The organism is Listeria costaricensis (assembly GCF_900183385.1).
GTDB classification, from domain to species: domain Bacteria; phylum Bacillota; class Bacilli; order Lactobacillales; family Listeriaceae; genus Listeria; species Listeria costaricensis.
Map to the genome: position 1 here is coordinate 150,117 of NZ_FXUT01000010.1, position 25,363 is coordinate 175,479.

Sequence of the window (25,363 nt, forward strand, 5' to 3'; positions counted from 1 at the left end):
CACCTCCTAAATGATCAGTGCATAAATAAAGACAACAATTGTTACGCTGCTAATCAAAAGCAGCACAAATTTCGTTTTAAAGGTTGCGAACATCATCATCACATTTTTAATATCAAGCATCGGGCCGAACACTAGGAAAGCCACGATCGATTGTGTGGAGAAAACACTCCGGAATGAAGCGCCAATAAAAGCATCCGCTTCCGAGCATAGTGACAGCACGAAGGCCAAAACCATCATCAAAATGATCGATAAAACAGGTCCATGACCGATCGACACCAATGTGGACGTTTTGATGTAGGTTTGCATGGCTGCAGCAATTAACGCACCAAATACTAAAAATTTTCCAACAGAAAAAAATTCATCGACCGCATGTTGCGCTGTGTGCCAAATTTTCGCTCCGAGTCCCATATGGGTATGATCATGATGCTCGTGTCCGTGGTCATGCGCGTGATCATGTTCATGGTCGTGTGTATGCGCATGTTCATGTTCATGGGCGTGGGCATGTGCGTGAGTTCCTTCATGAGACGGCGAGATGACTCCGGTAGATGCACCTTCCAGTGTTAATTCGGCTGTCTGCATGATTTTTGGCTCAGCCAGTTCTACTTTTCCGTCTGCTAGAGCAAGCGCTGGATGCATCTTCTTTTCATCCGCTGCCTCATAAGCGAGAAATTTGTCCTTTAGACCGGTTCCTTTGTAAAAATAAGCAATGAGATTTCCAACGATAAGTGCTACGACCAGACTGCCGATCACGCGTAGAAGTGGAACCTGCCAGGTACTGCCAAAAGCGACGTATGTAGAAAAAAGAACGACCGGATTGATAATCGGCGCCGTCAGCATGAAGGCGATCCCGGCATGGAGCGGCACCCCTTTTGAAAGCAGATTTCTGACAATCGGCACAATGCCGCACTCACATGACGGGAAAAATACACCGATACATGAGCCAACCACTACTGCTAAGAATTTATTTTTCGGAATAATTCTGGCAATCATTTTTTCTGAAATAAACATTTGAATAAAACTGGCAATAAAAACACCGATTAAAACGAAGGGCAGGGCCTCAATCAAAATCGAAATAAAAATCGTATTCATCTGTAGAAATGAATCGGGTAGATGGCTAAACATTTCCTAACCGCCTTTCCTCATTTTCCCCTATAACTTCTTGATTTTATTCCTATCCGCCTAATAAATCAAGTCTCTATCAAAATTTAACCTTTTCTTAAACGACAAAAAAGAATGGCCCCCTGGTCGAGCGGGTACCATTCTTCAACCATGCTACTCTTTAAAAATAATCCGAAAAGTAAGGCGCCTCTGCCGGGAGGAGATCCTCCAGCTGCCGAATCACCTCAGCGTCCGCCTCCAGCCGACCGATTTTGGCCAGATAGCTAGGCCGTTTATAACTGAAAAACATGGTGGTCATCGTCTGAATATCCAGCTTGACAGCAGGACCGATCGCCTCTTGCTGCAGTTTTACTTGTCCATCTGCAAATTCCAGTCCAAAAATCCCCTGATTCCACTCTAAAAGTGGATCATCAATAACCAAATGGAAGTTTTTTTCACCCGTTCTTACTCTGAACGGATACTGGCGCAGAAAATCCATGACGTCGACAATTCGGGCCATATAATAAGGCTGGATCGTTTCGACAATCTCACTATCTTCCAAAAGAAAGGCGATTGGCTCATTGGTGTAGGTCCGCCCCTTCACATCTGTTACCATCGAATAGTGGGCCGTCACAAAATTCCACAAGCCGTGGCGCGCTTCCTGGGTCAGATAAATCATTTCTTTCATATGAAAAATATCATCTGCAATCCAGTAAAACAGATAGCCTTCAGGTTCATGACGCTCATTGTAATAAACGCCGGCCACCAGTTCCTCTTTCTCCCAGCGAAAATATTCTTCCCAGCCGAGTTCGTCGCGAATCAATGTGCCGTGCCGCCTACTGGCAAACTGCTGATAGGTCAAAAGGACATCTGGATCATCATAGCTTGTCCGCTCGACCATTCCAGAAACCGGTACGATGCTGGGTAATTGGGTGTCTTTGATGGCAAAGGTCATTTTATCAGAAATGATTTCCCAGCCTTTTCGTCTATAATAGGGAATCGAATATGGAAACAAATAGGAGACGCTTTGCCCGCGATCACGCATATCTTGCAAGCTTTTGCGCATCAATTGGTGCATCAAACCTAGATTGGCATATTCCGGATAGGTGCCAACGCCCGTCAAACCGCCCATTTTATAGCGCACACCGTGCACATTGATCTCCATTGGGTATACGGCTAATTGCGAAACCAGCTTGTCCCCATCAAACCAGCCGAGCACATCGGCTTTTTGCAGGACGGGGCGCTTCGCCTGCTCGAGCTCATCCTCTTCAAACCCTACTTCTTGGAGTTCCTGATTGGTGACTTGGAAAACATAGCGCAATAAGTCGTTGAACTGTCCTAGATGCTCCATTTTGACTGTTTGCATTTTTAATCGTTCCTGGACATTTAGCTGTCCCATTCTATTACCTCGCTTTTTCTGCTTTTCTTTCATTTTAGTGGATACTTCCCAGATTCTGCAACTAGATATGCTTTAATTTCCGGACAATCTCAAAATATTCTTCATCGAGCGCTTTTTTCTCCGCTTCGGAAAGCTGTGGCTCCATCAGCTTTGCGGCAATTTCAGACTGCCGCAGTGTCAGCAGCAACTTATCTTCCTCGACTTGTGGTTCTTCCTTTTCCTTTTTGTAAACATCCGGTGGCTGGTCGATTAGACGGAGCTCTTTTTCTTCGATCAACAGCATTTTTTCTGCCACTTTTTCCGTAAACATTCGGTCGTGTGAAACGAATAAAACGGCGCCTTCATAAGAGGCAATCATCTGCTCCAAGGCTTCAAGCGCTTCAATGTCCAAATAGTTGGTCGGCTCATCCAATATCAAAAAATTGGCCCCTTGCGTGAGTAACATGGCCAGACTGAGCTTGACACGCTCGCCCCCTGAGAGCACTTGGACGGGTTTTTGCCAGTCTTCCTGATCGAAATGCAAACTGCCCAGTACATCCAGCGCCACCTTATCTTCGTGGACATTGGCTTTTTGGATGTTTTCCAGTACAGTCGCCGCTTTATCCAAATTGCGCAGTTCCTGATCAAAGTAGCCGATCGTGACATCCGGGCTTAACCGCAAGGCGCTATCTTCACCGATGATCGCCCGCAGTAAGGACGTTTTACCGGAGGCATTGACGCCAGAAAGCACCACTTTTTCACCCGCTCGAAGGGTAAATCCTTTTGTTTGGAACAGCACTTTTTCGCCTGCTTGAAGCGTCAATGCTTGGGCTGTCAGAACGGCGCTGCCTGGTTTTAACATCCGTTCTTTGGGAATCGTGATTTTGACTGCTTTGAATTGATACGGTTTCTCTACCGTTTCCAATCGGTCGATCCGCTTTTCAATGGCCTTGATCAACTTGTGCTGTTTCTTTTGCTGGACACCCTTTGAAGGCTTGGCTGAGCGGATTTCCTTAGAGGTAAGCCGCTTCGATGGGCGCACCTGTTTGCCCGCTTCTTTTTCGCGATGACGAATGGCTTCTTCCAGCTGGCTTTTTTTGGCCTGCCGTTCGCTGTATGCTTGGGCGGCTTTTTCATGCTGCTTGGCTTTGGCGGCCAGATAGGCATCATAATTACCTGGATAGACGGTTATTATTTCATTTTCAAGCTCCCAAATCGTGTCGACTACTTCATTTAGGAAAGCGCGATCGTGGGAAATCAGGAAGACTGCACCGCTATACTTTTTAAACTGCCGCTCTAAGTGACGCACGCTTTCCACGTCCAGATTGCTGGTGGGCTCGTCGGCAAAAAGAAGCGCTGGCCGCTGCCGCATTTCCGCCTTGATCCATTTGCGTGTCTTTTCGCCGCCGCTCAATCGATCGTCTTCCGGCGACAGTTGACGAATATAGCCGGTCGAACCTTTTCGTCTAATTTCCCCTTGATCTGGCTCCTTTATACCGGCTAAAATTTCAAAAAGGGTGGTTTTCCCCACGCCGTTTCGTCCGACCAAACCGATTCGCGCTCTTGTTCCGGCGGTCAATTTAGGGATTTGAAATAAAGTCCGAGTTCCGAGCTCTTTTTTCACTTGTTCGATTTCTATGCTAAACATAAAAAAACCTCCTGTCCGATTGACGGAAGGAGTTCGCAGACTAACACAAAAAAGCTTGTGCCAATGGCAATTATTTGTGTAAACAGCCAAAAAAGTACATACGAATCCTGTCCGAAAAAAATCACTCATATTGAATATTTTCTCTGGGTATGCAGGATTAGAATTTCATTGGCTTTATGTTACACTCCTTTAAATTTGATACTTCCATTATAGGCTGAAATGGTTAAATATGCAAATCTGCCTGCCGAAAAGCCTCTCGACAAGCGGATATTTTAGTTGAATCTACGACTGACGGTGTGGATGATTTTTTCCATTTTTTGCTGCATGGTTTTATTTTCAAGAAGCAGCATGGAAATGATATCCATAACATACATGATCGCAAATTGGTTGTTAACAAACTGTTCGTTGCTGACAAAATGCGTATTATAAGTCGGAATTACGAAGTCACTCAGAGCGGCCAGGGGACTTTTTTCAAAGCTTGTGATTGTTGCAATCTTGCTGCCGTTCTTTTTGGCATTTTCGAGTGTTTTGACCACCTCTGTCGTACGGCCAGAATTGGAGATCCAGATAACCAGATCTTTTGGCGTCGTAATCGCACTTGTAATGATCATCATGTGCGAATCGGTAAGTGCCGTCACGTGGAGCCCCATTCGGATAAACCGCTGGGTCATTTCCATCGCCGTCAAGCCGGAACTGCCAACTCCGGTGAAAAAGATCCGCTCCGCCTGTTTCATCGCTTCGACGAGTGCCCGAATTTTTTCCTTGTCGATCATTTTGACCGTTTGTGAGATGGTCTTGTGGTAAAACGAATTGACATCCGCAAAAATATCTCCGTATCCATTTTCCGGCACTTCCTCCTGCGCACTATGGAGCCGAATTTTCAAATCGACAAAGCTCTCACAGCCGATCCGTTTGCAAAAGCGCGTAATTGTGGCGTTCGATGTGCCTGTCGCTTTGGCCAAATCGGCAATATGAATATTTTTGATCGTCTCACCGTGCTCCAGTATATAGTTCTTTCTCTGGAAGCTCCTGAAATTTTTGCTGAATGTCCCGTTTAATGTCCATCTTTCTACTCATCTCACTTTTTCTTTGATTTGGTAAAGTACGCCAAGCAGGCCTGCCTCATTTCCAAATTGGGCAAATTTGATCTCCCCTTGATAAAAATCAGCCGAAACCATGACCTGTTTCATTTTTTCGGCTAGCCGCGGGACGAAAAAGGCGCTCTCCTTTATTATACGGCTTTTCAAGTTTTTTACTTGGTCATTCACTCAGTTTGGAAGTAAAGCGTGTGGTGATTTCTTGCGGGCGTGTGATGGCACCTCCAACTACCACAGAAGTTCCGCCAAGTGCTAAAGCCGTTTTCGCCTTTTCTGGCGTGTCGATTTTCCCTTCTACGAGGACTGGGATTTTAGCTGTTTGAAGCACTTCTTTTAAAAAGTGAAAGTCATCCTCTGTGATATTTCGCCCGGCGGTTTGTTCTGTGTAGCCGTACAAGGTGGTTGCTGCCAAATCAAAGCCTAATTCTGCAGCCAGCGCCACTTCTTGAACTGTTGAAATATCTGCCATAAAGAGCGTCTCCGGAAAACGACTCTTCGCCTGCTGCAAGATATCAACTAATTTTTCATCTGAAGGACGCTTGCGACTGGTTCCATCCATCGCGACAACTTCCACGCCTGTTTCACAGACTGCTAGTACTTCCTCTATCGTAGGTGTAATAAAAACTGGTGAATCTGGATATTCTTTTTTGATGATGCCGATCATTGGAACAGAGACAGCATTTCGAATCGCTAGAATATCGGCTACTGAATTGGCTCTAATTCCTGCAGCACCTCCAGAAACAGCCGCTACTGCCATTTTGGCCATGATGAATGAACTGTAAAGCGGTTCCTCCGGTAATGCCTGACATGAGACGATTAGTTTGCCGCGCGTCTTTTCTAGGAATGGATTTGCCATCTTTTTTCCTCCTCCAAAAATTAAAAGTATCCGTTTTCACCATCACTATATTACAAGAAAATAATTTTATCAATAACTTTTTAAGGAAAATCATTTTCGTTAAATGGCAAAAAAACGGCACTCCGTTAAAGAGCACCGTTTCTTCCAAAATCAGTCTCGATATTTTAGATTGATAAATTTCACTTGGAGATATTCTTCCAGTCCATAGTGACCATTTTCACGGCCAAATCCAGAATGCTTAACCCCGCCAAAAGGTGTTTCCGGATTTGAAATGGCAATCTCATTCACGCCGACCATGCCGTATTCCAAGGCATCACTCACTTCTTCCACTCGTGCAACATCTTTCGTGAAGAAATAAGATGCCAAACCAAATTCACAGTCATTGGCCATCTCGATCGCTTCTTCCACCGTTCGGAAACGAATCAGCGGGATCACTGGGCCAAAAGTTTCCTCATAGAAAATATTCATTTTTTGAGTGACTTGGTCAAGAATTGTTGGCTGATAAAAGAAACCATGGTCAAATTCGTCTCCATGAAGTTGACCGCCGCCAGTCAAAACTTTGGCTCCTTTGTTCACCGCATCTGTCAGCTGCTCATCGATTTTTTCGATTGCGTCCTCCCGGATAAGCGGGCCAACGTCAACTCCCTCATCCAGCCCGTTGCCAATTTTGAGCTTCTTCACGCGTGCCAGTAGTTTTTCCACAAAGTCTGCCTGGATCTTCTCATCCACAAAAATTCGGTTAGGCGAGACGCAGACTTGCCCATTATTCCGAAACTTCGCCGCAACTAGCGCTTCAACGGCTTGATCAAGATCAGCATCATCAAAGACGATAAACGGTGCATGCCCACCCAGTTCAAGGGACAATTTTTTCAACGTTTCCCCGCTTTGAGCAAATAATTTTTGCCCCACAGCCGTCGATCCGGTAAAGGTCAGCTTGCGAACATCATCACTTGCTGTCAAAACGCCGCCAACCACTTTGGAATCACCCATTACAAGGTTTGCCACGCCTTTAGGAAGACCGGCCTCTTCAAAAATCTCAAATACTGCAATGGCTGAAAGCGGCGTGTCACTGGAGGGTTTCAATATCAGCGTATTCCCAGCAGCCAGCGCTGGCGCCATTTTCCTCGTTGCCATGCCTGATGGGAAATTCCACGGTGTAATCGCAGCCACAACACCGATTGGCTCTTTCTTGACAATATAGCGATGGTGGTTGGGTGCTGGAATTGTTTCCCCATAAAGCCGTCTCGCCTCTTCTGCTGCAAATAAAAAGGTACTCGCACCGGAAAGCACTTCTAATTTGGCTTCGTGCAGCGGTTTTCCTTGTTCGATCGTCATGATTTTTGCCAGTGTATCTGCCTTTTCTTCTAGTAGAGAACTGATTTTCCGCAGAATTTCCACCCGTTCTGCCAGTTCTAATTTTCGCCATGCCGGAAAAGCACGTTTGGCCGCCTCAATCGCCTGCTTCGTCTCCGTTTCGCCAGCCTGAGCAATTTTTGCAATGACTTCCTGGGTAGCGGGATTGATGACCTCATGCTCCTTGCCAGACATACCTTCCAGCCACTTTCCGTCAATATATAAGCGTGTTTCAACTTTTGGTAAAGTCGTTTTTCTCACTTTTCAACACTCCTTTTATCTGTTTGCCCTCCTTGTTTTTTTCCACAAAATAAAATTTTTAATCATTGTATAAAAAAATCGGTAAGAGATTGTGAAAGTCTCTTACCGATTTTTGCTTATAATTCATGTGCGGGTTCTTCTGTTTTTTCTGGCTGTTCTTTCGTTACATAACCTTTTTTATAGGCTAGATAGTAGAACAGGCTGACAAAAATTGCGCCGCCGACCAAGTTGCCTAAGTATACGGGAATCACATTCAGCCAAAAGTCCGTCCAGCTGTAAGCACCTGCAAAGATGGCTGCTGGAATAATGAACATGTTGGCCACAACGTGCTGAAAACCGATGGCAACAAAAGCCATAACAGGGAACCAAATCCCTAAAATTTTTCCTGTAAAATCCTTCGCTGCGTAACAGAGCCACACTGCGATACCCACAAACCAGTTACAACCGATTCCGGAAACAAAGGCAACCCAGAATGGATCATGAATTTTCGCACCAGCCGTTGCCAGCGTTTTTTCAAGAAAGTCGCCCTCTGTCAAGCCGACAAAGTGACCAAAAAAGAAAGCAACAAACATTGCGCCAATCATATTGGTGATTGTCACGATCGCAAGGTTACGAAGCATTTGCGTGAAAGTAATTTTCTTATCAAACCAAGCAATTGGAACTGCCATCATATTCCCCGTAATGAGCTCGCCTCCACCAAGCAGAATACAAATCAAGCCGACTGGGAAAACACATGCGCCGATAAAGGTGACAAAACTGCCCCATTCATGCGGCATCGTCCCCGCTACTCGAATATAAAGCAAATAGCCAAGCGAGATAAAAGCACCGCCGAGAAAACCTAGAATAGCCAGTGTTAAAAAGCTGGAATTCGCCTTTTCGATTCCTTTCTTGATGGTGATGTCTGTTACTTCTTTCGGGCTATAATAACCCACGCCAATCCCTTCTTCCTACAATATTGTTTATGTATTCACATAAAATAGCGTTCTTATTATACCATAGGCGCTGCTCGAGATGCTACCCCCTAAAAAAAGCCTGTGCACTTCGCACAGGCCTAACATTTACGCTAATTTTTTGATGACTGGAATCCGGATCCAATAATTTTGTTGACTATTTTCTTCCACCGGTCGTGGATAGCGTTCAATTTTGATTGGCAATGGATCAAAAATCGGACTTTCAGCAGTTACATACGGCTCATAATTCCGCTTGTGAATCTCTTCTGCAAGTGTTTGATAACTTTCAGCGATACTGGTCGACCCAATATGTTCCGCAACAAGATAGGTATGCGCCGGCACTTCCAGCCACTCCAATCCCTGCGGCAGCTTTTTAGGCTTTCGGTTGGCTTCTACGGCAGCATAATGCGTGAAACCCTCTTCCATATTATGAACTGAAATACTGTATAGGGCATCTTGTTGACTGATTTCTTTCAACTCTTGCTGTTTGTCAATTTCCTCAAGCAACGCCCGAACTTTCTCGCGTTTTGCTTCTTCATAGGTTCCTTGCCAAACAAACGCAATTAAAAAAATTTGTTCATGCACTTCAAAATGAATATCCCGGACAGCCATCTCCACCGACTCCTTCACAAAAATTCACTGATAAACCTGATTATTTCACCCTAAGCATATCATAATTCAGTTGAAAGGTCTCACGAAAATAATACGCTAATCAGAATGGCTACTGCAATTATTCCAATAAAAATCACCCATCCAAGAGGCCGCGCCATATTGATCGTCCAGCCGATGCCAAAACGTTTTTCGATGAAAAGAGCCGGATCATGGCGATTTACATAGAAAATCCCCAGTTTCCAGTACTGATCGTCATCACGCACCTCCCGCGTATTTGAACGCTTCGTTCCGTCCAGTTTCAATCTGCTGCCACCCTGCCCAACAAAATAGGAAAGGCCAAAAAGCCCTGCAAACAAAATCACGATTAAAAGTATCGAACCTACTGTCATGACGGCAACAGGCCATTGGAATAGAAATGTCAGCTGATTGACCAGAAAATCCAGTACCATTAGCACGCACATGATAAAGCCGGCTCGACTATAAATCCGTCGAAAATGTTCACTCCGAATCAGGGATTCCTGCGGGTTTTCATAAGTTGTGACTTGTTTGCTTTTTTGAATCATCCAATTGAGTCCCATAAAGGTGAGAATCATCAATAGTTGAAGAGTGGGAAACATGGCGGCGGTCAGAAAGCTTTTTGGCAGCGCCCGCGTAATTTGTCCATTTAAATCAAAGTGTGCCGGCAGATAGGCAGCCGCATTCGGATAGTAGATCCATGTAACCGTCACTGTAATGAGGAAAATTAGGAAGGGCACCAAAAACCACGCGTATGGCAGCACCATCTTCTTGCGATGAAAATTGGTATCCACGTAGACCTTCCTCGAAAGCGAGATAGCGCCTGTTTTCACACGTTCTGCTTTCCACTCAATCATTCGCTTGTGATATTTCAGATAGATGGCAAATGACATGACAAGCAGTAGTAGCAAGGTTCCTGTAAAAATGAGCGCGATCTTTGCCTCGCTAACATGAAATGCCGCCATTAAGGCCACAGCTAGCAAACTGATCACGCCGCCAAACAGGAGCACCTGTCCTGCATATTGCTTTTTCATCTGCTTGATGTCTGACTCTTCTGCAAAACGTTCTGGAATCATCACACCAAAGCACTCTGATTTGCGGATCAAGAGCGGCATAAATGCTTCCAGTAAAATAATCACAATAGCCATCAAAAGAAATGAATACATGCCCATCCTAGTTTTCCTCCTGCTTCAAAATCTCGCGATATAAACTCTCCGTCACTTCTTGGAATTCTTCCAGCGAGACGTCCCGTACAATCGAAGTTGCGACGAGTGGCCGTAGTTTTCGCTTGAGGCCTTCAAAATAAATGGCATCTGCCTTTTCGATTCCCTCCGGCCGAATGACAACCCCTTTTTGACGATGGATCTGAATAAAGCCTTCCTGCTTCAACAGCTGATAAGCCTTGTTCACGGTATGAAAATTGATGCCAATATCCGCTCCCAGACTGCGCACGGAAGGCAAACGGTCGCCTGACTGCAGTTCTTTTTTGGCAATCCCTTCAATAATTTGATTCATAATCTGGGTGTAGATCGGCTCTTCCGACTCAAAATCGATTTCGAGCATCATCGGCGCACTCCTCCTTACTGTTATATCTATCGTATAACAGTTAGAAAGACCTGTCAAACATCGTCAATTTACGTGTTTTAAATAGCACTTTTTAAACAATGATGGTAAGATAAAAGAAATTAAAGGAGGGACAGCAATGAAATTTTCTCGCTTTCGAGAGAGCAAATTATTTTTTTGGACGATCGAAATTTTAGCACTCGCTTTGATCGTTTTTGTGCTCTTGAAAATGAAGTACATATTCCAGCCGCTCGTTGTCATTTTCTCGACACTTTTTATGCCGATTTTAATCTCAGGGTTTCTCTTCTACATGTTTAATCCTGTCGTGACCTTTTTAGAGAAAAGAAAAGTGCCGCGACTTCTCAGTGTGATTTTGATTTTTATCGTCTTTATTCTTTTACTTGTCGGCGCAATCATGACTGTCGGACCAATTTTAGCGCAGCAGGTGGCTGATTTAGCGAAGGCACTACCTGGCTACTGGAATGACTTTGAAAAATGGCTACAGGGGCTTTCCAACAATCAGATGCTCGCGAATATCGATATCAAATCCGAACTAAGCAAATTAAACCTGTCGATCCCGGATATCATGAATTCGGTACTAAGCGGGATCACTTCAAGTATCGGTGCCATCGCAGGATTTGTCACAAGCTTTGTCATGGTGCTTGTAACCGTGCCATTTATTTTGTTCTACATGTTCAAAGATGGAAACAAATTTATTGATTCGGTTGAAAAATTCTTTCCCACTTTTATTCGCGAAGATGCAAAAAAAATCATCCGTGAAATGAACAAAACACTTTCCACTTATATCAGTTCTCAAGTTCTGGACTGCCTGTTCATTGGGATTATCACTTTTATCGGGTATTTAATTATCGGTCAGCCTTATGCACTGCTTTTCGGTTTTATTGCTGGGGCAACCAATATCATTCCTTACCTTGGACCATTTATCGGTGCGGCTCCGGCTGTCATCGTGGCACTTTTTGTCTCCCCGTATCAGGCACTATTTGTAATCATCGTTGTCACCATTGTTCAGCAGATCGATGGAAATGTCTTGCAGCCGCTCATCATGGGCCGCAGCTTGAAAATCCATCCACTGACGATCATCATCATCTTACTTGTAGCAGGAAACTTGGCTGGTTTGATCGGGATGATCCTAGGTGTTCCTACTTACGCCGTGATTAAAACGATTATCGTGAACATTACCAAACTGGTCAAATTACGACGAGGCGGACTCGAACAGGAAGCATTTGAAAAAGGACAGCTGAAATCGCCTGACGACTGATTCGCTCTAGACACCCAAAAAGCCGACATGCGCTGAATCTGCATGTCGGCTTTTTCTTATTCCTTGATAAAGTGAGACGTGTCATTGAGACGCTCTACTTTGAAAAGACCATTCTCATACGCCAGTACCGTGACGCTGGCATTGTCGAGCACAAATGTTTCTTTAATCGACGGCTCTAATTCATGCACGATATTCCGAATCGTATTGCCGTGCGCGACAATCAGAATATTGCCGCCTTCTTCCCGGTGCCGATTGATGACATGTAGGAAGCCCTGCTCCACTCGCGTCCAAAATGTCATGAAATCTTCTGCATCACCCGTCGGATCGGCTTTTTTCGTTCCGTTCATGGTTTCGCGTACATCCGCATGATCAAATAGATCCTGCTGCGTCGCATAACCGTTCGCCTTTGCAATCTTATTCCACGCTACATCGCCAAGCTCCCCTTCAAAGGAACCGAAAAATGTTTCGCGAAACTCTTCCCGCGGCTCAAGTGTCAATCCGTAAGCATGTTTATTTTCTTTTAGAATCAATTCCGCCGTTGCAATCGTCCTGTGTAAATCGCTACAATAGGCGGCAACAAATTCTGTATCTGCAAGGCCCCGGCCGCTTGCTTGGACGATTTCAATTCCTTCTGGCGTCAGTGGTGTGTCTGCCCAGCCTTGCATGCGTAAATTTTTATTCAAATAGGTTTGCCCGTGCCGCACAAAATAAAGTGCTAATTTTTTTCCCATGTCAACTTGTCCTCCTTCTGGTGTCTTCTTATTCTATCGTAAACGTTTTGAGCTGAAAATAAAAGAACTAACGCATCGTAACAAATTCCTCCGCACTGGTTGGGTGAATCGCAACCGTCTGATCAAAATCGGCTTTTGTCGCCCCCATCTTGATCGCCACGGCAAAGCCTTGCAGCAGTTCGTCCATGCCGGTGCCAATTCCATGAAGCCCGACAATCTTTTCTTCCTTTCCAACACAGATCAGTTTCATCTTGCATGGCTGTCGGTGGGCGGTCATCACTGTGTACATCGATGTAAAAGATGACTGGTAGACTTTTACTGCCGCTTCGCCATACTCCTCCACTGCTTGCGGCTCTGTCAGTCCAATTGTACCGATCGGCGGATGACTGAAAACGACCGTTGGGATTAATCGGTAATCTAAATGCTCATCTGTTTTGCCATTGAAAAGCCGTTCTGACAAGCGGCGACCTGCAGCAATCGCAACTGGCGTCAGTTCCACATGTCCGGTAACATCTCCCACTGCATATATGCCCGGCACATTGGTGTTTTGATATTTATCCACCGCCACATAGCCCTTTTCATCCAGCTCGACGCCCGCATTTTCAATGGCTAATGTATCTGTCACCGGTGTGCGCCCAATCGCCCAAATAAGCGTTTCGACAGTCTGCGCACGACCATCTTCAAGCTCCAGCGTCAGCGTGCCATCTTCATTTTTTCGCACGGCTTTTGGTACCGCATGCGTATGTAGCATGATCCCATCCTCTGTCATGATATCAGAAAGCGTCTCACTGATCAGCGGGTCAAAATGACGGAGTGGCGCGTGTTTGCGAACAAATAAATGCGTCTCAGTTCCATAAGCATGCAAAATCCCGGCCAGTTCAACCGCAATGTAACCTGCGCCAACCACCGCCACACTTTTTGGCAGTTCTTTCAACGCGAAAAAGCCATTGGAATCGATTCCGTATTCTGCCCCTTCAATCGCTGGAATGGTTGGACGACCACCCGTTGCAATCAGGATATGCTCAGCGGTATAGGTTTCACCTGCCACTTCGACTGTATGTGCATCGACAAATTTGGCATAACCATTAATGACGTCCACATGATTACTAGCAAGTCCCTTCGCATAAATGCCGTGCAAGCGATCGATATATGCCTGCCGATTTTCTACTAGTTTGCCAAAATCAAACGAAATCTCGGAAGAAAGCCCATAATCAGGACCATATTTCTCAATGCCTTCTTTAATTTCCGCTCCGTACCACATGACTTTTTTGGGCACACAGCCAACATTCACACAAGTCCCGCCAAGCTGTACCGGTTCGATAAGCGCACACTTTTTCCCGTGCATGCCAGCTCGATTGATTGAAGCAATCCCGCCGCTTCCTCCACCGATTGCGATATAATCATAATGTTTTCCCACTTTTCATACCTCCCAATCAAATTCCATAACTCCAGTTTACTGCATTTCTCGCCCAAAAAACAATTTCTAGGACTGCACAAAAAAACAGATGCCCGCAAAGGACACCTGCTCATATAGTTTGATTAAAGTTTGTTCTTCTTCTGACGCATCGCATAGTTTTCGTAAATACCAAAAGCCAAAATAGCAAAGAATACTGGACCAGCTACCATCCAGATTGTATCACTCATTGCTCCTTCAATGGCTGGTTGAATAATCGTGAAGACATTGGCAAAACCTACAACTGCAACAACGACAAAAGTGACAAGGTAAGCGAATCCCTTACTCTTGAAGGCAACAAACGGTCTTTCCAAGCCTTCGCGATTTTTGAAGAATGGGAACGCCAAACCAAGAAATACATATGGTAGCGTCATCGAAACATTTGCCATCAGTGTCAGTTTGTTGTAGAAAGCAGATGCTGTGCTTCCCCCGAAAGAAACAAGGAAAACGATCAGACAAACGAGCAAGCACTGGATCCACATAGCGGTTTCCGGCATACCTGCTTTGTTGATTTTCGTCAATTTCTTCGGCCAGATTTCTTTTGGTGTACCTTGAATCAAGGCTTTCAGTGGTGAATAAATCAATGTGAAGAATGCACCTGTATAAGCAAGGAACATTGAAAGGCCCGTGATACGTGCAAACCAGATGGCAATCTCAGTTGCCACTGCTGCCGAAACACCAATTGCATGCCCGAATTCAAGCCCCAGATTGTACATTAACACATATGTAATGTTCCCCATATTGGTTGTGTCTCCGCTAAGAACGTCTTGCCAGTTCGCACTAACGCCCCATAGCAAAATAGCAAGTGCATAACCAACTGAAATAACAACTGCCGCAATCAAAATCCCTTTTGGAAAGGTTTTTTTCGGATTTTCTGTTTGGTCAACAAGCCCAGCAACGGCCTCTGTCCCCCCATAAGCAAAGATCGCAAACACGACAAACGAGAAGACTGCCAGCGGACTTAAGTAAGCCGGGTTGGGCGATGTAATAAATGCATCTACACCATTGATTTCCTGTGCAAATTGACCGCCATTCAAAATTAAAATGATCAAGCTCGTCAAAATAAGCACGACGTTTAGCCCCATCACGGCGATACCACCAACCGTTGTTACTTTTGTGATTTGTTTCAACCCTTTGGCTGCAACAAGTGTTACAATAACCATCCACAAGATCCCTAGAATACCGATCGTTTGTGTAGAAGATAGTCCGAAAAGTGACCACTCCTGTGTTCTATCAGTTCCAAAAATAAATGTGGAGAAAGGAATCCATACCTTGGAAGAGGTACTAACCATCCAGATAACATAGGAAGTAAACCACATGAACGTTACGATAAACGCGTAACGCGGCCCTACACTATCATTCATCCATGAATAAATTCCGCCTTGCTCATGTCGATACGCAGATCCGTATTCAGCCATCATTAGCGCGAATGGAATAAAGAAGAAAATCGCAGCTAAAATGTACCAAGGGATGGCACTGTAGCCCATCAGATAGAAACCTACCGGCCCGTTGGCAAAACCAAATACAGAAGTAAAGATCATGAGAATCAAGCTGATGAGTCCCATTTTTTTAACTTCATTTGACATTTTTTTTAGTCCTTTCTCTGTTAAAGTTTTTCAGGTGTACAATGACTTTGATAAAGTTCAAACAAATTATACCACTTTTTCAAGGAAATCCTTTTTTATTGATAAATTTAAAAATAATGCCTAATCTTATCAATCAGATTTATCTAACTACTTCAACAAAAAAACGAGTCTTTTTTTACAAAGAAACTCGCCTAAATAATGATAATTATTGATATTTAACACCGCGCATGACAGTCAAAACACGCGGATTGGGCAGATAGCGCTTGATCATTTTTAATTTTTCTAGGGCCTCATCCAACTGATAATGTTCGGCTATTCCCATAGCCACCGCGCTGCTGCGACTAATGCCCGCTTTGCAATGGACCACAATCTGCTCAAAATCGGGATGCTCCTCAATAAACGCATAAATCAATGCCCGATGCTTCGGATTAAAAAGCTTCATTTCTTCCTTTTCTTTTTCACTCAGTCCCCAGTAGTCATCCGTTTCGTTGATATCATTAAAATGGATTTCCAAAATCGCCTGATAACGCAGAGGATCTTTCAGCGGCATAAAAGAAGTGCCGACATCTGCAATCCTGATCAAAAGAGCCCGCTCACTCACCGGTCGGTAGTTGACCGCCATCACTTCCGGAAGAGCCAGTATAGAGAGTTTCATCGGATCAAAATCAATCTGCCGTTTCTCCTTATTGATATAATTCGCCAAACGCCTCATCCCCTTTTACTGCAGTGGCTTGTTCCCTTTCATTTTAACATAGTGATACGTCGTTCCCTAACAAACTGCCGGAAGCCCTTCTATTTTTTGTAGCATGCCCGCCCCCAAATCCAGTACTCCAAAAACTGTCTCTTGCCTCCTCCAATCCGTTTAAAAAAACGCCCATATTTAGATGGACGTCATGACTTACTTTGCCGATAATGTGTGATTGTTTTATATTCTTCCCCAAGCAACCGAATCATTTCTTCCTGCCGTTTCAAACGAGTGCTCTCTTGCTTGGCACTATAGATATAGCGAGCCCAATCTTTTTGATACCCTTTTGTTAGCGACTGATAGAAGGCAAGTGCTTTGGGATTTCTAGCTAAGATGGCTTCGACTTCCGGGATTTTTTCCAGATAGTCATCTACACGACCACTGTTTGCAGTGCTTTTTTTATTTTTCCCCTTTGCATCGCGTTTCAGTCCAACCATCGTAAATACTTCATCCAGACCGACCATACGAGAAAATTTCAGATCACTATTTTCAATATAACCCGTTTCCTGATCTGCTCCAATCCCTTCAAAAAGTTGATCTCGATGAATATATGTCGCATAGCGCTTGTTCCCTTTTTTCGGATAGGCAAAAAACAGATAGCCATTTGCTGACAGCCGTTTCTCATTGATCACCTGATCCACGAATGCCTTCATCTCGGAAAGTGAGAAGCAAAAAGCAATGATTAAATCGTATTCAACCGCCGCCGAAAGAGCATGATCGACTTTGCCCAAACCATCAAATGCTGTCAAATCATCCGGTTGGTTCAATACGGCCTTCTCTTCATATTTTAAAAGATTCAGTTTTTCAATGATCGTTTTGGCCATTTAATCACTGCCTTTCATTATTTATCGACATGCTGACTGCCGTACTCTTTTACGATCGCCATTACTTCTTCACGTGCATCTTCCCGCAAAAAGGCCACCATTTTCGGCACCATCGCCATCATATCTTTCTGCTCAAAAGTACCGTTTTTTTGCTGTTCAAATGCATTTTCAAGCAGCTCTTTCATCGCCGCTTCGTTACTTGACTCTGTTCGCTCCATAATAAATTGAAAAAATTGTTTTTGTCCGTCATTCATTTTTGTCAGACCCCTTTCAGTGGTGTACTGCCATTAAGTATAGTTTCTTTTGATAACGGACGCAAATTTTTTACCTACTTTGCCTTTCACTTTTATACGCGTCTTGTTAAAAGAGAATGTTCCTTCGCCAGAAAAGTACTTCTAACATGTAGCATCGCCTTCATCCGCTTCTCTGCTAAGTGGTCGGCAGCAAGCGCTGGAATAATCTTTTCGTGTCGGGCGATCTCAAAAACTTTGCCAATCTGCTCATAGATTTCATCGATCTTTTTCATGGCCCGTTCAGGATGATAGCATTTTAACTCGTCTGCCACATTGATCACGCCACCCGAATTGACGATATAATCCGGTGCATATAAAATCCCTTTTTCTTGTAAAAGTTGTCCATGCTTCTCCGTTTCGAGTAGCTGATTATTCGCGCTTCCACAAACAATTTTGACTTTCAGCTGCGGAATGGTTTGATCATTCAAAATCCCACCAAGTGCACAAGGCGCAAAAATGTCCGCCTCCACCCGATAAATCTCTTCCGGCTTTACTGCCTCCGCACTAAATTGTCGAACGGCACGCTCCAAGGCCTCCTTGTGAATATCCGTCACAATCAGTTTGGCTCCTTCTTGATAGAGCAGTTCGGATAAGGCATAAGCCACATTGCCACAGCCTTGCACTGCCACCGTTTTGCCACTGAGCGAATCATTTCCGTACACTTCCTTGGCGCTCCGTTTCATGGAAACATAGACACCACGAGCCGTCATCGGACTTGGGTTCCCAGATGCCCCAAAGCTTTCAGAAATACCCGTCACATAGTCGGTTTCCTCATGAATGGCATCCATATCCTGCACCGTTGTCCCCACATCTTCCGCAATGATATAGCGACCATTCAGACTTTCCACATAACGCCCCAGCGCCCGAAACATCGCCTCACTTTTATCCTTTTTCGGATCGCCAATAATCACCGTTTTCCCGCCGCCAAGATTCAATCCAGCCGCTGCATTCTTATAGGTCATCCCTTTCGCCAGCCGCAAAACATCCACCAGCGCTTCTTCCTCACTTTCATACGGCCACATCCGGCATCCGCCAAGCGCCGGTCCCAAAGTCGTATCATGAATCGCAATAATCGCCTTTAGCCCCGAAGCCTCGTCATGGCAAAAAACCACCTGTTCAAATCCTTCTTTTTGCATTGCTTCAAATATCATTCCAAAAACCCCCTTCAACCGTTTAAACAAAATTGTAAGTGCTTACAAATTTTATTATACGGATTTTGACAATAAAAGGAAAAATTTTTGACTATTTGAATCATATTTCATACTTTTCAGCTAAACAGTAGTCTTTTCTACCTCTTCCAAATGTATGCGTTTCCATAATTGAAAGGACTTTTGATTTAGTTAGCCAGTAATAGAACCATTTGTTATTTGAAAATTATCAGAAAGCTGATTATACAAAAAAAGACAGGCCGCCCGTATTTCTACAGGCAGCATGTCTGTGTTTTTATTGAAACGTGACCGATTCTGTGATCACAACATTCGGGTTAATGCTTTGAGCCACTGGACAAGCCTCTTTGACGAATTTCAATACACTTTCTGCTTTTTTCCGATCTTCTTCTGCCACCTTAAGCGTAAAATGCACATCAATACTCGTTAATACATGGACAGGCTGCTCCTGATCCTGCTGGTAATCTACTTCGACCGCGAGTTCTTCCACTGGCACGCGTTTTTTCTCAAGAAGCGACTGGTAGACATAACCACTGCATGCCCCTACTGCCGCTGCCGTGATTTGGATCGGCGAAAAGCCCTCCTCTTTCAAAAGCGTCCAGTTACCAGCAGGATGCAGCAACTCCATTTTCTTTCCTTGTTTAATTAATTTCATGTCAATTCCCCCTTTTAATTCCGACTATAATACTAAGATTATAAGGAATGAGTGCCTGCCTTGTCAAACGAAGAAACTTGAGAATAAAAAAGACGGCTCACAAAAAGTGTCCGTCCTTTCCAAAAATCAGGTTGCAACGGCATAAACGCCATCTGCTTCTGAAAAATAAAGCTTCAATCCCATATTGGCATCCATTCCAGCAAAATGCTCTGCCCAGTAACGAATCGCCTGAATTAGTGAAAAATGGTCGAGACTTTGCAGTAGCGTGCCATTTTGCATCACATCTGCGCCAAAACCAGCCTCATCATGATATGTCAAAATGACTTCCACATCATCGAGCGACATTCCCTTCTCATTGGTAAAGAAGGCAATTACAGCATTGGAGATATTTCCTTCATCAAAAACCGTCCCCGTATCTGCTGTCGTTGTACTTTCAGCTGCCTGACTTTGAAACATTGAATTCTGCTGATTTTGATTGGCACTCGTTTGTTGATAGCCACCAGTAGCAGCGGCTTGTTGTGGTTTGCGTTTTCTAAACAGCATCATGACAAGACGGATAATGACAAAAATCGCAAACAGATTGATCAAGAGACCGAGGATTTCACCAAATGCGCCCATACTGCTAAGCGCGCCGCCGAACAGGAGTCCAGCAAGTCCGCCGAGCATCAAGCCGCCCATCAGGCCACGACCGCCCGTCATACCTTTAGACTTGGAAGTTGTCCCACTTGTTGATTTTTTGCTTGGCGTCACGTTGGAACGGTTAACGCCGTTATGTCCGCTTTTAAACGACCGAGACGGAGAACGGTAACTTTTTGCATCTGCATGGCTGACTTGCTCATATTTTGTTGGCAAAACCTGGTTGATAGCGGTCGTACCTAGGGGCGAAAAAAACAACCCGAACGCCACTAAAAAGACTAGAATTTTTTTCACTGTTTTCCTCCTATATGTAAAACTTCCAATCGTCACTTTCCAAAAAAAGAAAAGACCTCACGCTTATCGAAAAATAAACGTAAGGTCTTGCAAACAATTATCAAAAATTGCGAACCATGCCGGGGTGAATACCCGTACTGACGACATGATTACTCAGCTACTCCCCTTATGTGAGCGACGTTATTGGTTTAAACGTATCATACTACAATTATCAGCTTGGTGCAACTAATGCTACTTGCGAAGTGAAACCGGCTTGTCGAGTACTTCCTTCATGATGACAGCCTGTTGAAGCTTCCCTCGAATCCGCTTCTTCTTTTGAACCTGTTGGCGGCGTTTCCTGTAATCAAAATCCGCCGTCACGGAAGCTTCTTTTTTAAGCCGCTTCATTTCCTGATAGGCCTCTCGCTTCGCCTGACGATTGATCTCAGTCAAACTGACATCCTGACCAGCCGATGCAGCTCTTTTTGATGGATGCGGTTTTGCTTTTTGCCGCGGTTCGCCTTTTGCCTTTGTCATTGGGTATTCCTGTGCTTTTTGGGCAGCTGCCACCATTTTTTCAGCAAATCCTTGTTTCTGCTTTTTAACGGGTGCCGATTTTTGCTTTTTCTCCGCTTCCTTCAGTGACTTATTGTAGGCTGAAATAATAAACCCGATAATGGCCACAGCAATCGGCAGAATAGCCTCCCAGTTATTCATCAGATAATCTGGCAAGTTAGAATCCAACGCGGTCACCTACTTTCCGTTACTCAAGATCTTCTTTAGCAATCGATTCGCGCATGGTGGTATCTGCTTGAACATTTTCCATCTTGTAATGATCCATCACGCCTAGATTGCCTTCTTCCAGCGCACGAGCAAGTGCACGCGGCACCTCTGCTTCTGCGGCAACAACGGCTGCACGGTTTACCTGTTCGAGTGCAATCGCTTCTGCTTTCCGTTTGGATGCTGCTGCTTGAGCCACTTCCATATCGGCATTGGCTTTTTCAATATCGAGTTTTGCCTTGATATTATCACCAATACGCATTTCCGCAATATCGATCGACAAAATCGTATAGGCTGTCCCATCGCCAAGACCTTGCTCCTGCACTTTTTTAGAAATACTGTTTGGATTTTCCAAAACGTCTGTATGCTCATGTGTTTCCCCAACTGTCGAAACAACGGCTTCACCGACACGCGCAATAACAGTATCTTCGCCGGCCCCCCCGATGATTCGTTCAATGTTGGATTGTACGGTAATTTGCGTAATAACTTTTACTTCAACCCCATTTTTAGCTACCCCGGTGAATTCCGGTGTCCGAATGACTTTCGGTTTAACGGATGTTTGAACGGCTTCAAGAACGTCACGACCAGCCAAGTCAATCGCAGCAGCACGGCTAAAATCTAATTCAATGTTGGCGCGGTGTGCAGCAATCAGCGCATCCACCGTATTATCAACATCCCCGCCTGCTAGATAGTGGCTTTCAAGTTGATTGACTTCCAGTTCCAAGCCCGCTTTTACTGCCTTGATCAGCGGTTTAACGACACGAGACGGAACAACACGCCGTAAGCGCATCCCGATCAACGTGCCAAGTCCTACGGGTACCCGCGCTGAAATCGCACTGATCCATAGCCCCACTGGTACTAGCGTAAAGAAAATAATTAAGACGATCACAACGATCGCAAGAATAATAATTGGTCCGATATACATTTAATTCCCTTCTTTCTTATATTCATTGACTAACACATACCCGACATCCACGCCTACTGCTTTTATGTGTGTGTGAACGTCTAAATAACCATTGTTCAGCCGTGCTTCATAAACTTCCCCATCAATTTCCACACGCCCGATCGGCTTGAGCGTTGTAATGGCCACACCGACTTTTCCATATACCTTATCGCGTAGCGCTTTCATTCGCTCGATCTCGCGGTCTTCAAGTACGCCTCGGTGCACAAGCCCCCAAGAGTCCCCATAGACCAGATCATCTTCATTAAAATCACGTGCCATAATGTCACCTTCCTTTAAAAGGCCGTAATACTTGATACTTTAACCATACAGGAAAACGAGCTGGTTGACAATTATTTCTAGGCAAAAAATTCAAATTTTTATTTCTTCTTTTGTTTCGCCCCTTTCAGGATGGATTTCCGCTAAAATATGTAGGTCTGACACTCACTATAACAAGATCAATTATACCTTACCTAACGTTCATTTGTAATAGACTGGAAAAGTATTTATTATCAGTCCAGCGATGTATTTTGTAAGGAAAATGAAAAAATATAAAAAAACCCCGTCCAAAACGGACAGGGTTGGCTTAAAGTCTATGTAATTATTTAACAGCTTCTTTAAGCGCTTTACCAGGTTTGAAAGCAGGTACTTTACTTGCTGGAATGTCGATTTCTTCTTTTGTACGTGGGTTGCGGCCTTTACGAGCAGCACGTTCACGAACTTCAAAGTTACCAAAGCCAATCAATTGAACTTTTTCACCTTTAGATAAAGAAGTTTGGATTGTTTCGAATACAGCTTCTACAGCTTTTGCAGCGTCTTTTTTAGAAAGATCTGCTAATTCTGCTACGCTGTTTACTAAATCAGTTTTGTTTGCCATTATGTTTTTCACCTCCTTCTAAAGAATAATCCAAAATAATCAGGTCTTAATGATTAATCGGATTCATCTTTTCCCAAAATCACCGAGATGCCTTTAGGAAAATCTTAGATGAATTAACTCAAGAATGGCTATATAACTAGCCTTACCAGTAATTCTGATAAAAGATTATCATATAATCCCTAGAACTGCAAGGATTTACCCAAAATTGACACGGATTTTTAACATTTTTCTCTCTAAGCTTTCCAGGCAGTTTTGCTGGGAAAGCCTGTCGTATCAATCTGTTACACCTAATACTAACCGCGAAGCCCTATAATAGCAAGCAAAACCATTAAAATATTGCAAAATGGTTCTTTTTTCATATTTAAAATGAGAAAAATCAGCTTATTGCCTGAAAAATCTAGGTTTTGCCGCCTATATCAATCGAGTAGGAGCGCTTGCAATTTTTGCTTCATCTCGGGCGTAATTCCGACACCTTTTTCCAAATATGCCTCTACAGAACCGTAATTTTTCTCCATTTCCGAAAAAGCCACTTTGAGATATGCCGGACGCGCTTCAGCCATCGGACGAAAATCTTCCAGCGTCACATTATCTGCACCAAACATTTTAGCAAGGCCACCCATCTCCTGCAAAATTTCATCCGCATATAAATTAGTGAGCGCGTAATCAGCAAAAATTGTCTCATCAGGCACATCTAAAATTTTAAGAAGCAAGGCCCCCAGCACGCCGGTCCTGTCTTTACCAGCCGTACAGTGAAATAGAAACGGCACACCATTTTCCGTCTGATCTAAAAGCTCCTCAAAAATCTGCTTAAAACCATCCGTTGAGCCGGCAAAAACACGATAACTTTCGCCCATTAGCGGCTCATAAATCGTCTTGTCTCCCAAATCAATATCAGGCGTTTCATTTTTGGCTGTCCCGATTGGAATATGCTGGTTATGGACGCCAGGAATCTCAGGCGTTGGCTGTGCTGCAATTTCTGACGAGCTACGCAAATCACAAATCCAGTGAATGTCCAAATCCCGAATCAGCTTCCCATCTGCAGCCGTGATGCCAGCCAGGCTACCGGAGCGAAACAATTTCCCCCATTTGACACGGCGTCCAGCTTCATTTTCATAGCCGCCCATATCCCGAAAATTGAATGTCCCTTGGAAAGGAAGAATGCGCTCTGCTACTGTTTTTTTCAGCCCCGCCTCATCTTGTAAAAGGAAATAGACAGGCGCATCTGCAAGCGGCAATTGGGCTTTCTTTTGCTCCGCTGGAAATGCAGCCAATTTGGTTTTTTCATGGCAATCAGCCTGGCTAGATTGATAGATTGTCACTGTCCCTTGAAAAAGTTCATCTTCCCAGCTCAATTGGAAATGATCATTCTCTCTTGTTATCTTCATTCCGTTGCCTCCTTGTTTTGTCATCCCATTTATTTTAACACGCTGGCTGAGAATGCCCAAATTCTGAGAATGATTTGATTATATTTTAAGAACAGCCATCGATAAAGGATAGATTGGCAATATTCATGGAATAGGCGTGTAAAGTGCTGGAATCTGATAGCATTATAATTATTGGAAAAACAGTGAGTAACTGCGCTTGTAAATTTTTTGGATGAGACATTTGATCAAGATGTGCTTGTTTTATTTTTTGATTAAAATCACGTCCTTTTCTAATCAAAACATAGTATCCAAAACTCGAAGCCTCTTCAAAATGATCCACCTCTATTTTAAAGAAATGGGCAAAGGTCATCCTCCATTTCCCTTTTGCCAGACAAACGGATAGATTCGCTTTTGCATTTTTTTGATGCGCTACATAAAATTGATAGAAATCATAGTCTTCTCTTAATTTATCCGTGATTTTTTTAATATCTCGATGAATTTCCTGTAAATATTTTCCTTTTTGATCATAAGCATACGCAGTAGTTAGTCCTTTTAAATAGATCAATATGTTGCCCCTTCCATAATTTTAGAAATGATAATTGGTTTTAAAATCACGTAGAAAAGCTTGCTCAAATTTTTGCGATTCTGAAACAAAATAGTCCTTGGCAAAAGTTTCAAACGGAAGATTGGGCATCTCATAAGAGACTTCTGGCAAAACGGTTTATGCTGTTATCCCAAGAATGGCATAGTCATAATGCGTATCAAAATAAAGTCCCCAATTTTTAGATAAAGAAGTAATCATCCCCTCATTGAAAACAAGAAGCAAACACATCTCCATATCTACAAAATGTTTCTCTACCCAAAACAAATCTCAAAACCATGATTCAAAAGCTTCTTCTTATAATATTGTAGAAAGCATGATAATAGATG

26 protein-coding genes are annotated in these 25,363 nt (G+C 43.9%); 1 reads left to right on the forward strand and 25 read right to left on the reverse strand.

Annotation, left to right across the window (positions count from 1 at the left end):
* Positions 1-6 precede the first annotated feature (6 nt).
* The 10 genes from CS921_RS09725 to CS921_RS09770 form a co-directional block, all read right to left on the reverse strand.
* Complete coding sequence (locus tag CS921_RS09725) at positions 7-1,122, reverse strand: permease (protein ID WP_099223344.1); 1,116 nt, start codon at positions 1,120-1,122, stop codon at positions 7-9.
* 157 nt (positions 1,123-1,279) lie between these two features.
* Complete coding sequence (locus CS921_RS09730; RefSeq protein WP_099223667.1) at positions 1,280-2,464, reverse strand: GNAT family N-acetyltransferase; 1,185 nt, start codon at positions 2,462-2,464, stop codon at positions 1,280-1,282.
* A 94-nt stretch (positions 2,465-2,558) separates the two neighbouring features.
* Complete coding sequence (gene abc-f / locus CS921_RS09735) at positions 2,559-4,124, reverse strand: ribosomal protection-like ABC-F family protein (RefSeq protein ID WP_099223346.1); 1,566 nt, start codon at positions 4,122-4,124, stop codon at positions 2,559-2,561.
* A 272-nt stretch (positions 4,125-4,396) separates the two neighbouring features.
* Positions 4,397-5,008, reverse strand: a complete 612-nt coding sequence (locus tag CS921_RS09740) for a MurR/RpiR family transcriptional regulator (RefSeq protein ID WP_240422337.1) — start codon at positions 5,006-5,008, stop codon at positions 4,397-4,399.
* A 376-nt stretch (positions 5,009-5,384) separates the two neighbouring features.
* A complete protein-coding gene (locus CS921_RS09745; protein ID WP_099223348.1) occupies positions 5,385-6,077 on the reverse strand; it encodes an N-acetylmannosamine-6-phosphate 2-epimerase in 693 nt (230 codons plus the stop codon).
* A 150-nt stretch (positions 6,078-6,227) separates the two neighbouring features.
* On the reverse strand, positions 6,228-7,691 hold the full coding sequence (locus CS921_RS09750) for an NAD-dependent succinate-semialdehyde dehydrogenase (RefSeq protein ID WP_276107391.1): 1,464 nt from the start codon (positions 7,689-7,691) through the stop codon (positions 6,228-6,230).
* A gap of 116 nt (positions 7,692-7,807) precedes the next feature.
* A complete protein-coding gene (locus tag CS921_RS09755; protein WP_099223351.1) occupies positions 7,808-8,623 on the reverse strand; it encodes a formate/nitrite transporter family protein in 816 nt (271 codons plus the stop codon).
* Between the two features lie 126 nt (positions 8,624-8,749).
* A complete protein-coding gene (locus tag CS921_RS09760; protein ID WP_099223353.1) occupies positions 8,750-9,253 on the reverse strand; it encodes an effector binding domain-containing protein in 504 nt (167 codons plus the stop codon).
* Positions 9,254-9,333: 80 nt separating this feature from the next.
* Positions 9,334-10,440 (reverse strand): DUF1648 domain-containing protein, encoded by a 1,107-nt coding sequence (locus CS921_RS09765; protein WP_099223355.1) that lies wholly within the window; start codon positions 10,438-10,440, stop codon positions 9,334-9,336.
* A 1-nt stretch (position 10,441) separates the two neighbouring features.
* Positions 10,442-10,834: a GntR family transcriptional regulator gene (locus CS921_RS09770; protein WP_099223358.1), complete on the reverse strand. Its 393-nt coding sequence runs from the start codon at positions 10,832-10,834 to the stop codon at positions 10,442-10,444.
* Between the two features lie 136 nt (positions 10,835-10,970).
* Here CS921_RS09770 and CS921_RS09775 point away from each other — a divergent pair, with 136 nt between their 5' ends.
* Positions 10,971-12,110, forward strand: a complete 1,140-nt coding sequence (locus CS921_RS09775; RefSeq protein WP_099223360.1) for an AI-2E family transporter — start codon at positions 10,971-10,973, stop codon at positions 12,108-12,110.
* 56 nt (positions 12,111-12,166) lie between these two features.
* Here the strand turns inward: CS921_RS09775 and CS921_RS09780 are convergent, their stop codons facing one another.
* From CS921_RS09780 to CS921_RS09850, 15 genes are all read right to left on the reverse strand, one after another.
* Positions 12,167-12,841, reverse strand: a complete 675-nt coding sequence (locus tag CS921_RS09780; RefSeq protein WP_099223362.1) for a histidine phosphatase family protein — start codon at positions 12,839-12,841, stop codon at positions 12,167-12,169.
* A gap of 67 nt (positions 12,842-12,908) precedes the next feature.
* The gene (gorA, locus tag CS921_RS09785) at positions 12,909-14,258 is read right to left on the reverse strand and encodes a glutathione-disulfide reductase (protein ID WP_099223364.1); all 1,350 of its coding nucleotides are present in this window, start codon (positions 14,256-14,258) and stop codon (positions 12,909-12,911) included.
* A 122-nt stretch (positions 14,259-14,380) separates the two neighbouring features.
* Positions 14,381-15,880 (reverse strand): glutamate/gamma-aminobutyrate family transporter YjeM, encoded by a 1,500-nt coding sequence (gene yjeM / locus CS921_RS09790; protein ID WP_099223366.1) that lies wholly within the window; start codon positions 15,878-15,880, stop codon positions 14,381-14,383.
* Between the two features lie 205 nt (positions 15,881-16,085).
* Complete coding sequence (locus CS921_RS09795; RefSeq protein WP_099223368.1) at positions 16,086-16,583, reverse strand: dual specificity protein phosphatase family protein; 498 nt, start codon at positions 16,581-16,583, stop codon at positions 16,086-16,088.
* A gap of 188 nt (positions 16,584-16,771) precedes the next feature.
* The gene (locus CS921_RS09800; protein ID WP_099223370.1) at positions 16,772-17,449 is read right to left on the reverse strand and encodes a YdeI/OmpD-associated family protein; all 678 of its coding nucleotides are present in this window, start codon (positions 17,447-17,449) and stop codon (positions 16,772-16,774) included.
* Between the two features lie 17 nt (positions 17,450-17,466).
* On the reverse strand, positions 17,467-17,703 hold the full coding sequence (locus CS921_RS09805) for a hypothetical protein (protein ID WP_099223372.1): 237 nt from the start codon (positions 17,701-17,703) through the stop codon (positions 17,467-17,469).
* A gap of 92 nt (positions 17,704-17,795) precedes the next feature.
* A complete protein-coding gene (locus tag CS921_RS09810; RefSeq protein WP_099223374.1) occupies positions 17,796-18,893 on the reverse strand; it encodes a Glu/Leu/Phe/Val dehydrogenase dimerization domain-containing protein in 1,098 nt (365 codons plus the stop codon).
* Positions 18,894-19,185: 292 nt separating this feature from the next.
* Positions 19,186-19,563 (reverse strand): OsmC family protein, encoded by a 378-nt coding sequence (locus tag CS921_RS09815; RefSeq protein ID WP_099223376.1) that lies wholly within the window; start codon positions 19,561-19,563, stop codon positions 19,186-19,188.
* Positions 19,564-19,689: 126 nt separating this feature from the next.
* Complete coding sequence (locus tag CS921_RS09820; protein ID WP_099223378.1) at positions 19,690-20,493, reverse strand: DUF2653 family protein; 804 nt, start codon at positions 20,491-20,493, stop codon at positions 19,690-19,692.
* A 231-nt stretch (positions 20,494-20,724) separates the two neighbouring features.
* The gene (locus tag CS921_RS09825) at positions 20,725-21,216 is read right to left on the reverse strand and encodes a hypothetical protein (RefSeq protein WP_099223380.1); all 492 of its coding nucleotides are present in this window, start codon (positions 21,214-21,216) and stop codon (positions 20,725-20,727) included.
* Between the two features lie 19 nt (positions 21,217-21,235).
* Positions 21,236-22,177: a flotillin-like protein FloA gene (gene floA, locus CS921_RS09830; protein ID WP_099223382.1), complete on the reverse strand. Its 942-nt coding sequence runs from the start codon at positions 22,175-22,177 to the stop codon at positions 21,236-21,238.
* The gene (locus CS921_RS09835; protein ID WP_099223384.1) at positions 22,178-22,474 is read right to left on the reverse strand and encodes an NfeD family protein; all 297 of its coding nucleotides are present in this window, start codon (positions 22,472-22,474) and stop codon (positions 22,178-22,180) included.
* Between the two features lie 319 nt (positions 22,475-22,793).
* Positions 22,794-23,069: an HU family DNA-binding protein gene (locus CS921_RS09840; RefSeq protein ID WP_003720260.1), complete on the reverse strand. Its 276-nt coding sequence runs from the start codon at positions 23,067-23,069 to the stop codon at positions 22,794-22,796.
* 416 nt (positions 23,070-23,485) lie between these two features.
* Positions 23,486-24,454: a tyrosine-protein phosphatase gene (locus tag CS921_RS09845; RefSeq protein WP_099223386.1), complete on the reverse strand. Its 969-nt coding sequence runs from the start codon at positions 24,452-24,454 to the stop codon at positions 23,486-23,488.
* 85 nt (positions 24,455-24,539) lie between these two features.
* The gene (locus tag CS921_RS09850; RefSeq protein ID WP_099223388.1) at positions 24,540-24,998 is read right to left on the reverse strand and encodes a hypothetical protein; all 459 of its coding nucleotides are present in this window, start codon (positions 24,996-24,998) and stop codon (positions 24,540-24,542) included.
* Between the last annotated feature and the right edge of the window lie 365 nt (positions 24,999-25,363).